This window comes from Pantoea sp. UBA5923 (assembly GCF_002431095.1).
In the GTDB taxonomy this organism is placed as follows: domain Bacteria; phylum Pseudomonadota; class Gammaproteobacteria; order Enterobacterales; family Enterobacteriaceae; genus Pantoea; species Pantoea piersonii.
In genome coordinates this window covers 20,285-30,488 of sequence record NZ_DJDN01000022.1, presented here as the reverse complement: position 1 = coordinate 30,488, position 10,204 = coordinate 20,285, and the positions used below count along the sequence as shown (strand labels likewise).

At 58.5% G+C, this 10,204-nt stretch carries 9 protein-coding genes; 4 read left to right on the top strand and 5 right to left on the bottom strand.

What is annotated here, in order from left to right:
• Nucleotides 1–40: 40 nt before the first annotated feature.
• Nucleotides 41–2,296: an ATP-dependent Clp protease ATP-binding subunit ClpA gene (gene clpA / locus B3797_RS05805; protein WP_311790615.1), complete on the bottom strand. Its 2,256-nt coding sequence runs from the start codon at nt 2,294–2,296 to the stop codon at nt 41–43.
• 58 nt (nt 2,297–2,354) lie between these two features.
• Nucleotides 2,355–2,675, bottom strand: a complete 321-nt coding sequence (gene clpS, locus B3797_RS05800) for an ATP-dependent Clp protease adapter ClpS (RefSeq protein WP_311781867.1) — start codon at nt 2,673–2,675, stop codon at nt 2,355–2,357.
• 320 nt (nt 2,676–2,995) lie between these two features.
• Here clpS and cspD point away from each other — a divergent pair, with 320 nt between their 5' ends.
• Complete coding sequence (gene cspD / locus B3797_RS05795; RefSeq protein ID WP_103795338.1) at nt 2,996–3,217, top strand: cold shock-like protein CspD; 222 nt, start codon at nt 2,996–2,998, stop codon at nt 3,215–3,217.
• An 81-nt stretch (nt 3,218–3,298) separates the two neighbouring features.
• Here cspD and B3797_RS05790 read toward each other — a convergent pair whose 3' ends face one another.
• A complete protein-coding gene (locus tag B3797_RS05790) occupies nt 3,299–4,945 on the bottom strand; it encodes an ATP-dependent endonuclease (protein WP_311790614.1) in 1,647 nt (548 codons plus the stop codon).
• Nucleotides 4,946–5,050: 105 nt separating this feature from the next.
• Here B3797_RS05790 and B3797_RS05785 point away from each other — a divergent pair, with 105 nt between their 5' ends.
• The 3 genes from B3797_RS05785 to ltaE all read left to right on the top strand — a co-directional run bounded on the left by B3797_RS05785 (nt 5,051) and on the right by ltaE (nt 9,066).
• Nucleotides 5,051–5,950 (top strand): lysine exporter LysO family protein, encoded by a 900-nt coding sequence (locus B3797_RS05785; RefSeq protein ID WP_311781869.1) that lies wholly within the window; start codon nt 5,051–5,053, stop codon nt 5,948–5,950.
• 124 nt (nt 5,951–6,074) lie between these two features.
• The gene (gene poxB, locus B3797_RS05780) at nt 6,075–7,796 is read left to right on the top strand and encodes a ubiquinone-dependent pyruvate dehydrogenase (RefSeq protein ID WP_311790613.1); all 1,722 of its coding nucleotides are present in this window, start codon (nt 6,075–6,077) and stop codon (nt 7,794–7,796) included.
• Between the two features lie 202 nt (nt 7,797–7,998).
• Nucleotides 7,999–9,066, top strand: a complete 1,068-nt coding sequence (ltaE, locus tag B3797_RS05775; RefSeq protein WP_311790612.1) for a low-specificity L-threonine aldolase — start codon at nt 7,999–8,001, stop codon at nt 9,064–9,066.
• Here the strand turns inward: ltaE and B3797_RS05770 are convergent.
• Together B3797_RS05770 and B3797_RS05765 are read right to left on the bottom strand one after the other, a co-directional pair.
• The gene (locus tag B3797_RS05770) at nt 8,949–9,815 is read right to left on the bottom strand and encodes an N-acetylmuramoyl-L-alanine amidase (RefSeq protein ID WP_311790611.1); all 867 of its coding nucleotides are present in this window, start codon (nt 9,813–9,815) and stop codon (nt 8,949–8,951) included. The two genes, ltaE and B3797_RS05770, sit on opposite strands and share 118 nt — an antisense overlap.
• Nucleotides 9,812–10,132 (bottom strand): heavy metal-binding domain-containing protein, encoded by a 321-nt coding sequence (locus tag B3797_RS05765; protein WP_120451752.1) that lies wholly within the window; start codon nt 10,130–10,132, stop codon nt 9,812–9,814. The genes B3797_RS05770 and B3797_RS05765 overlap by 4 nt, the downstream gene beginning before the upstream one ends.
• Between the last annotated feature and the right edge of the window lie 72 nt (nt 10,133–10,204).

Below are 10,204 nucleotides of genomic sequence, written 5' to 3'. Positions count from 1 at the left end.
AGCCCGGCATATGCCGGGCTTTTTTGTGGGCGCAACCTCTTTATGCAGGCTCCGCCGTAGTTTCGTACTCAAAGGCTAACTCATCACCCTTGAGATCGATGTGAACCACCCCTCCATGTTCAGCCAACTCACCAAACAAGATCTCTTCAGCCAGCGGCCGCTTGATCTTATCCTGAATGAGACGACCCATGGGCCGAGCTCCCATCTGAGGATCATAACCATTGGTAGCCAGCCAGCCGCGGGCAGCATCCGAGACCTCAAGCTGAACGCGTTTATCTTCCAGCTGAGCTTGCAACTCAGTGAGGAATTTATCCACGATGCTCTTGATGGTTTCGTGGCTAAGGCGACCAAACTGGATAATGGTATCCAGGCGGTTACGGAACTCCGGTGTAAAGCTCTTCTTGATAACTTCCATTGCGTCGGTTGAGTGATCTTGCAACGTGAAGCCGATCGAGGCACGAGAAGCGGTTTCAGCCCCTGCGTTGGTCGTGAGAATCACAATAACGTTACGGAAATCAGCCTTACGGCCGTTGTTATCCGTCAGCATGCCGTTGTCCATCACCTGCAGCAGCAGGTTAAAGACATCCGGATGTGCCTTCTCGATTTCATCGAGCAGCACCACCGCATGCGGATGTTTAATCACCGCATCGGTCAGCAGACCGCCCTGATCGAAGCCGACATAGCCCGGAGGCGCACCAATCAGGCGGCTGACCGTATGACGTTCCATATACTCAGACATATCGAAACGCAGCAGCTCAATGCCCAGCGCTTTCGCCAGCTGTACCGTTACCTCGGTTTTCCCTACGCCAGTCGGGCCGGCGAACAGGAAGGAACCGACAGGTTTACGCTCCTGGCCCAGCCCGGCGCGGCTCATTTTGATCGCTTCAGTCAGCGCTTCAATGGCGTTATCCTGGCCGAACACCAGCATTTTCAGGCGATCGCCGAGATTTTTCAGCGTGTCGCGGTCGGTTGCCGAAACGCTCTTCTCAGGAATACGCGCGATACGCGCCACCACGGACTCAATATCCGCCACGTTGATGGTTTTCTTGCGCTTGCTGGCCGGCATCAGGCGCGCCCGCGCGCCAGCCTCGTCGATCACATCGATCGCCTTATCTGGCAGATGACGGTCGTTGATATATTTCACCGCCAGCTCAACCGCTGCGCGCACCGCTTTCGCGGTATAACGCACATCGTGGTGCGCTTCATATTTTGGCTTCAGCCCGTTCAGGATCTGAACGGTTTCGTCCATCGTCGGCTCAGTGATATCGATCTTCTGGAAGCGGCGCGCCAGAGCGCGATCTTTTTCGAAGATATTGCTGAACTCCTGATAGGTGGTGGAACCCATCACGCGAATTTTACCGCTGGAGAGCAGCGGCTTAATCAGGTTAGCCGCATCCACCTGACCGCCGGAAGCCGCGCCTGCGCCGATGATGGTGTGAATCTCATCGATAAACAGGATGCTGCTGTTGTCCTGCTCCAGCTGTTTCAGCAAGGCTTTGAAGCGCTTCTCAAAGTCGCCGCGATATTTCGTGCCCGCCAGCAGCGAACCGATATCAAGCGAATAGATGGTGCAATCCTTCATCACTTCCGGCACGTCGCCCTGCACGATACGCCAGGCGAGACCTTCTGCAATGGCGGTTTTACCAACGCCCGATTCGCCCACCAGCAGCGGGTTGTTTTTACGACGACGGCACAGTACCTGAATGGTGCGCTCCAGCTCTTTGTCGCGACCAATCAGCGGATCGATTCCGCCGACGCGAGCAAGCTGATTGAGATTGGTGGTGAAGTTTTCCATACGATCCTCCCCGCCTGCTTGCTCTTCGTTAACCGGATTCTCACTGTGCGGCGCCTGACCAGGTTCATCTTTGCGCGTACCGTGAGAAATGAAGTTCACCACGTCGAGACGGCTGACTTCATGTTTGCGCAGCAGATAAGCCGCTTGCGACTCCTGCTCGCTGAAGATGGCGACCAGCACATTGGCGCCAGCGACTTCGCTGCGACCCGATGACTGGACATGGAATACCGCGCGCTGCAGTACGCGCTGGAAGCTGAGCGTGGGTTGGGTATCGCGCTCTCCTTCACTGGCGGGCAGCACCGGTGTGGTTTGTTCGATGAAAGCTTCGAGTTCTTGCCGCAGCGCGACAAGATCGACGGTACAGGCTTCCAGTGCCTCTCTGGCCGACGGGTTGCTGAGCAGTGCCAGCAACAAATGCTCGACGGTCATAAACTCATGACGGTGCTCACGCGCTCTGGCGAAAGCCATGTTTAAACTGAGTTCCAGTTCTTGATTGAGCATTAGGCACCTCCCCCAATTATCGCTCTGACAACCTCACCTTCACTATATGAGGGCGAGTTCAGGCTTTTTCCAGCGTACACAGCAATGGATGCTGATTCTCCCGTGCGTAATTGTTCACCATAGCGACTTTGGTCTCCGCCACTTCGGCGGTAAAAACACCGCAGATCGCTTTCCCGTGGTAGTGAACTTTCAGCATCAGTTGCGTTGCACGTTCAACATCATAAGAAAAGAACTTTTGCAGAACGTCAATAACAAATTCCATAGGTGTATAATCGTCATTATTCAGAATGACTTTATACATAGAGGGCGGCTGCAGCCCCTCTTTCGCTTTGTCTTCGGCCAGGTGTTCAAAGTTAAGCCAGTCGTTAGTATTTGCCATAATGTTCCGTTGAAATTCTGCACATCGGTACGGACGGTTAACTGTCCATACGTAGAGTTTAACACGCTTGTCAAGCACCCCTCCGCCACCGTGATTTTTTGCGAAAAAAACCGCGCGCGACCTGTATCACAAAATTCGCAATAGCGTTAACCGCTTCAAATTTTAATGATTTTATCCCCGCGCTCTCTGGTGGTTTGCTTGACGCCAGGGTCTCTTTCTCTACATTCTACAGACACAAGCTGATTGAGTTTTAAACAAACTCGACCCCAGCTTCAATTTACTCACCTGGTTATCAAATGTCTTGCGAGGGAAGTAAAAGCATGGAGACGGGTACTGTTAAATGGTTCAATAACGCTAAGGGCTTCGGCTTTATCTGTCCGATCGGTGGCGGAGAAGATATCTTCGCGCACTACTCTACGATTCAGATGGATGGTTACAGAACATTAAAAGCCGGCCAACAAGTTCAGTTTGATGTTCATCAAGGCCCGAAAGGCAATCATGCCAGCCTGATCGTGCCGGTGGACGCTGTACAGCACGCCTGAACTGCTATCACCCCATTCTGAACGCTCCCCCAAAAAATGCCAGCCGTGTCGCTGGCATTTTATTTTCTTGCGCACGTGCGGTTAATCCGCCTTGCCGCGCGCCAGCCACATTACGCGGGAAAACATCTGGCGCATCAGCGGCGGCATCGCCTCCTCTCCGCGTTCGGCGGCGGCCGTCGCCACGGCGATTGCCAGCTCCGGCTTGGAGGCGTGCTGGAGAGCTTTGGTAATGATACGCCTGGGACTCATGGCAACATTTAACGGCAGGTGCGCCATCTGCAGATAAACTTCCTGGAAACCCGCTTTGAAAAGAAAGTGCTCCATATCCAGCGCCGGCAGTTGGGTCAGATAGTGCTCGCTTTCATCATGCGGCTGAAGCTGGCTGCGCGTCGTGGCGGCATATTTATTGCCGGCGTCGTCTCCATCGGTCAGCACATGCCAGGCGATGCCCATGCGCGCGGCGAATTTCAGCAGCGGCTTCAGGCCGGATTGCGCAAACTCAATCACTTTTACGCCTTCCGCCGCGAAGTGATAGCCGCACTGACGCGCCAGCTCATTGATAATCCACACTTCGGTTTCCCCTTCCACCAGCAGCCAGCAACGGGCGAACAGGGCCGACGGACGGTTAACGCGAATATGAAAGCCGATACGGCGGCTCGCTTCCGCGCTAAGCCCCTGCGGGCCAATACGCCAGGCGGCGACGCGCGTCGGCTCGCGCACCAGACGGCAGACGTTTTCTACCGGTGTCAGCGACAGCAACTCGCCGGAGTTGGTGGTCGCAATTTTCTGCAGCGGAATAAGATCGAGCAGATTCCAGGTCACCGACAGCATAATCGGATGCAGCCGGGTTTCCGGATCTTCAATCAGCAACAGGGGACGCGCCTGAGGCGAGAGCGTCGCCGCGCCGCGCGCCTGCGCCAGCAGAACGAACATGCGCAGCAGAACGATCTGACGGCTGCGCGAATCCGTTTCGCCGATAAGCTGGTTGAGCCGATCCAGCGCGCGCCAGCCGTGTGCCCCATCGCGCCTATGCGGATCGCTGCGCCGGGCGCGGCCGTCAGCGGGTTGCAGCACCAGAAAGTAGTGCTCCATCAGCTGCTGCATGGTCGCTACGCCCTGCCGCAGCGTTTCATCGCTGAGTTGGTGCGGCTGCGACGCCAGCTGGCGCGTCAGGCTGTCGATATCCCCCGCTAAGGCGTTCAGCTGGGCGCTCCGCGCCTGCGCATCGCTTTCGTCATGGCGCGAGCGTCGGCTAAAGCGGGCATCGCGCAGACGCAGCACCGGATGCAGCCGCACCAGCTGCCTTATCGCCTCCTCGCTGCCCGCCAGCGGCAACACCTCGCCGTCGGCGCGCAAAAAGCGGCGCGAGGCGGTGACTTCCGTTTCGCGTAGCCGCGCGCGGGTGCTGAAGTAGAGCCGCCGCACCCCCTGCGCGTCGCGCTGCCAGAACGGCGAGAAAACTGCATCCTGCTCCTCGTTGTCGTCGCGAAAATGGAACACGACCTGCAGCCGCCGCATCCGCGTCTCGCTGTTGCCTGGCGTAAAGTGAAAATCGTGCCGGGTGAACGAATAAAAGGTTTCCTGCGGTGCAAGCAGCAGGCTCATCGCGTCCAGCAAACTCGATTTACCCCAGGCGTTCTCTCCAATAAGTACGTTAGTCTGGGTGAGCGGCAGCGATAAATGATTAATGCCGCGAAACCCGGTAATTTCGATATGTTCCAGAATCATCGGCGTCCATCCTCAGGTTCATTCAGGCTGCTGTTATGCAAGGGTTTACTCTATCAGCCTTTTTCGCTAGCGTGTCGGCACTCTCTGCAAGGAAAAGCATCTGTTATGTATTCTGGACTCCTTATCATTCTGCTGCCGCTGGTGGTGGGCTGGCTGCTGCCGCTGCATCAGCCCGTTTTTTTACGACTGGTGAATCGCCTGCTGGGCTGGATGGTCTATATCATCCTGTTTTTTATGGGTATCAGTCTCGCCTTTCTTGATAATCTCAGCAGCAACCTCTTGAGCGTGTTTCATATCGCGCTGGTAAGCGCGCTGGCGATCCTGCTGTGCAACCTGCTGGCGCTGCGCCTGCTGGAAAAAAATCGCCCCTGGCAGCATAAGCATAAACAGGAAACCCTGCCGTCGCGGCTGCGAATGGCGCTCGATTCGCTCACGCTGTGCGGCGTGGTGGTGGTGGGCTTTCTCACTGGACTGACGCAGCTTGCCTTTTTGCGCCACGCCTCAACCGCCAGCGAGTACGCGCTGATCTTTTTGCTGTTTCTTGTCGGCATACAGCTGCGCGGCAGCGGCATGACGCTGCGTCAGATTCTGCTTAATCGCCGCGGCATGCTGGTATCGGTCGTGGTGCTGTTGAGCGCGCTGCTGGGCGGCGTGATTGCCGCCGCGCTGCTGGGGCTGCCGCTGAAAACCGGCCTGGCGCTGGCCAGCGGTTTCGGCTGGTACTCCCTCTCCGGCATTCTGATGACCGAGGCGTTCGGCCCGGTGATCGGCAGCGCCGCATTTTTTAACGATCTGCTGCGCGAGCTGACCGCTATTATGCTGATCCCGGCCTTGATCGCCCGGCATCGCTCCTGCGCGCTGGGCCTGTGCGGCGCGACAGCGATGGATTTCACCCTGCCAGTGCTGCAGCGTGCGGGCGGTAATGAGATTGTCCCGGCAGCCATAGTACACGGTTTTGTGATGAGCCTGCTGGCGCCGCTGCTGATCGCCTTTTTCTCTGCCTGACGTACAGCGCACTGTTTCACGGCTAATGCAGCGCACTTTTTCACGGCTGGAAATGTGAAAGCTTGTCTAGTCTTTTTCTTTTGTCCGCCATCGGGAAGATGGCTTACCGCCAGAGGAGAACACGATGAAACAGACCGTTGCGGCGCTGATCGCGAAAACGCTGGAAAACGCAGGTGTAAAACGTATCTGGGGGGTGACCGGAGACTCCCTGAATGGGCTGAGCGACAGCCTGAACCGCATGGGCACTATCGAATGGATGCCGACGCGACATGAAGAGGTTGCCGCCTTTGCCGCTGGCGCAGAAGCCCACGTCAGCGGTGAGCTAGCGGTGTGCGCCGGTTCCTGTGGGCCTGGCAACCTGCATCTGATTAATGGCCTGTTCGACTGCCACCGCAACCGCGTGCCGGTGCTGGCAATCGCCGCGCATATTCCTTCCAGCGAGATTGGCAGCGGCTATTTTCAGGAGACCCATCCGCAGGAGCTATTCCGCGAGTGCAGCCACTACTGCGAGCTGGTGTCCAGCCCGGAGCAACTGCCGCAGGTGCTGGGCATCGCAATGCGCAAGGCGATCCTGAATCGCGGCGTATCAGTCGTGGTCCTGCCGGGCGATGTGGCATTGAAGCCTGCGCCGGAGAGCGCCTCCGCTGAGTGGTATCCCCCGCAGCTGCCGCAGGTTGTGCCGCAGGAGAGCGAGCTGGCGCTGCTGGCACAAACCCTGAACGACGCCGGCAATATCACGTTACTGTGCGGCAGCGGCTGCGCCGGCGCGCATGACGAAGTGGTGCGGCTGGCGGAGACGCTCAAGGCGCCGATAGTTCATGCGCTGCGCGGCAAAGAGCATCTGGAGTATGACAACCCGTATGATGTCGGCATGACCGGGCTGATCGGCTTCTCCTCCGGCTATCACGCCATGATGAATGCCGATACGCTGCTGTTGCTCGGCACCAAATTCCCCTATCGCGCCTTCTATCCGGAACACGCGAAAATCATTCAGATTGATATCAATCCCGGCAGTCTCGGCGCGCACTGCCATCTCGATCAGGCGTATGTCGGCGCGGTGAAGCCGACGCTGCAGGCGCTGCTGCCGCGACTGGTGAAGAAAAGCGATCGTCATCATCTCGACAGCGCGCTGGAACATTACGCCGATGCGCGCAAAGGGCTGGATGAGCTGGCTAACGCCAATGACAAACAGGCGATCCATCCGCAGTATCTGGCGCAGCAGATTAGCCACTACGCCAGCGATGACGCGATTTTTACCTGCGACGTCGGCACGCCCACCGTCTGGGCCGCGCGCTATCTGAAGATGAACGGACGTCGCCGCCTGCTGGGCTCTTTCAACCACGGTTCGATGGCCAATGCCATGCCGCAGGCGCTTGGCGCTCAGGCGCTGAACCGCGATCGACAGGTGGTGGCGCTGTGCGGCGACGGCGGCTTTAGCATGCTGATGGGCGACTTTATCACCCTGGCGCAGCTCAAGCTGCCGGTGAAGCTGGTGATCTTTAACAACAGCGTGCTGGGCTTTGTCGCCATGGAGATGAAGGCGGGCGGCTACCTCACCGACGGTACCGAGCTGGATAACCCTGACTTCGCCGCCATCGCCGAAGCCTGCGGTATTAAGGGCATACGCGTGGAAAAAGCCTCTGAGCTTAACGGCGCGCTGGAGCAGGCCTTTGCCCATCCCGGCCCGGTGCTGGTAGATGTCATCACCGCCAAAGAAGAGCTGGCGATGCCGCCGCAAATCAAGATGGAGCAAGCGAAAGGCTTCAGTATCTATATGCTGCGTGCGATTCTGAATGGTCGCGGCGATGAAGTAGTGGAGCTGGCGAAAACCAACTGGCTGCGGTAAAAGAGAAAGAGAACGGCGGGCGCTGATGCTCTTTTCAGCGCGCTGGAAGTCTGAAAAGTGGGTGTCATGGGCAGAAGAGCAAAGCATCCCGCGTCAGGGATGCCTTGCGCCTCCTTGCGAACGGCTCATGTCACCCGCTTCGGCACCTGTTGTTAATCTTAACGGGCGTTTACGCCCGTTTTTCTTTTCTCAGGAGAGCAACGTGATCGATTTACGCAGTGATACCGTGACCCGGCCCAGCGCCGCGATGTTGCAGGCGATGATGGCCGCCGAAACCGGCGACGACGTCTATCGCGACGACCCGACCGTGAATGCGCTTGAGGCGGAAGCCGCGCGCCTCAGCGGCAAAGAGGCCGCGCTATTCTTCCCTACCGGCACCCAGGCGAATCTGGTGGCGCTGCTGAGCCACTGCGAACGCGGCGATGAATATATCGTCGGCCAGCAGGCGCATAACTACAAATATGAAGCGGGCGGCGCGGCGGTGCTGGGCAGCATTCAGCCGCAGCCGATCCTCGCTGCCGACGATGGCACGCTGCCGCTCGATTTAGTCGCGGCCGCCATCAAGCCGGACGATATTCACTTTGCGCGGACTCGCCTGCTCAGCCTGGAAAATACCCACCACGGCAAGGTGCTGCCGCTCGACTATCTTGCCCGCGCCTTTGACTTCAGCCGCGAACGCAAACTGGCGCTGCATATCGACGGCGCGCGCATCTTTAACGCGGTGGTGGCGCAAAACGTTACGCTGGAAGCGATCGCGCGCTACTGCGATACCCTGACTATCTGCCTGTCGAAAGGACTGGGCACGCCGGTGGGATCGCTGCTGTGCGGTGATAAGGCCTATATCGAACGCGCCCGCCGCTGGCGCAAAATGGCGGGCGGCGGTATGCGCCAGGCGGGCATTCTGGCGGCAGCCGGTCTCTATGCGCTGCAGCACAATGTGGCGCGTCTGAAAGAGGATCACGACAACGCCGCGTGGCTCGGCCAGCAGCTGCAGCAGGCGGGCGTTGAGGTGGTGGATCAGCAGACTAATATGCTGTTCGTACGCGTGCCCGCCGAGCAGGTCCAGCCGCTGCAAAGCTGGTTCGCCCAGCGCGACGTATTGTTAAGCGTCGGGCCGGTGACGCGTATCGTGACGCATCTTGATGTCGATCGTCATGCGCTGGAGCAGCTGGTGGCGGACTGGAAAGCGTTCCTGCAGCGTGAACCGCCATACTTCTCCAGCAGCGCTTCGGCTATCGCCAGGGTTTCCGCATCCGGCAGGCCGCGATAGTCCGCTGGACGAAAATGCATCTGGAACGCCGCGATCAGCTGCTGTTGCTGGCGCGGCGTAGTCGCGCCGCTGACGTCATAGCCGTAGCGCGACAGCGCCGACAGCAGCGTTTCTGCTTCTACTGGCGCTGTTGCCGACCTTCCCGCTAAATAGCGCTGCACGCGAGCCGCCTCCGGCCAGGCGCCGATGCCCTGCTGCGCCAGCTGACGCCAGGGAAACAGCGGGCCGGGATCCTGCTTGCGCTGCGGCGCGACATCGCTGTGGCCGACAATATTCTCCGGCGCAATGGCGTAGCGTTGAGCAATATCCTTCAGCAAGGGTATCAGCGCGGCGATCTGCGCGTCGGTAAAGGGCTGCCAGTCGCGCCCGGTTAACGTGCGCGTGTAGCCGCGATTCACCAGCTCAATGCCGATCGAAGTATCGTTAATGCGCGTTGCGCCGCGCCAGAAGCTAGGGCCAGCATGCCAGGCGAGCTGGTTCTCCGGCACCAGCTGCCAGACCACATGTTTTCCGGCGCGCTGCGGCGGCTGGCGAGGAATCAGGTAGTGGGCGCTGACGTCGCGATCGGTCAGCGTCGCCAGCGAAGAGGGAAAATCTTCGGCGGTATAGTGAATGACAACCACCTTAATACGCGGCCTGGCGCCGTAAGCGGGATGCTGCGTATCAACCCAGTAGCCCTGCCGCGATTCTACTCCGCTGTGGCATCCCGCCAGCAGCAGCAGCAGCAGCGCCGCCAGCAACAGCCTCAACGCAGGATCACCGCCGTACCGGTCACGCTGACCATCAGCATGCTGCCGTCCTTGCCCACGGTTTCATAATCGATATCAATACCGACCACCGCGTTGGCGCCCAGCGATTTCGCCTGCGCTTCCAGCTCTTCAAAGGCGATTTCACGCGCCTTGCGCAGCTCTTTCTCATAGGCGCCGGAACGTCCGCCGACCACATCGCGGATACCAGCGAAAAAGTCGCGGAAAATGTTCGCGCCGAGGATAGCTTCGCCGGTAACGACGCCGCAGTAGTCGCTGATGCTGTGTCCTTCCAGGGTGGGCGTGGTGGAAAATTTCATCGCTCTCTCCTTATATGAAATGGCGTGCAAGGCTCTTTCGACTAAAAAGCACGGCTATACTCTATGCTAAAA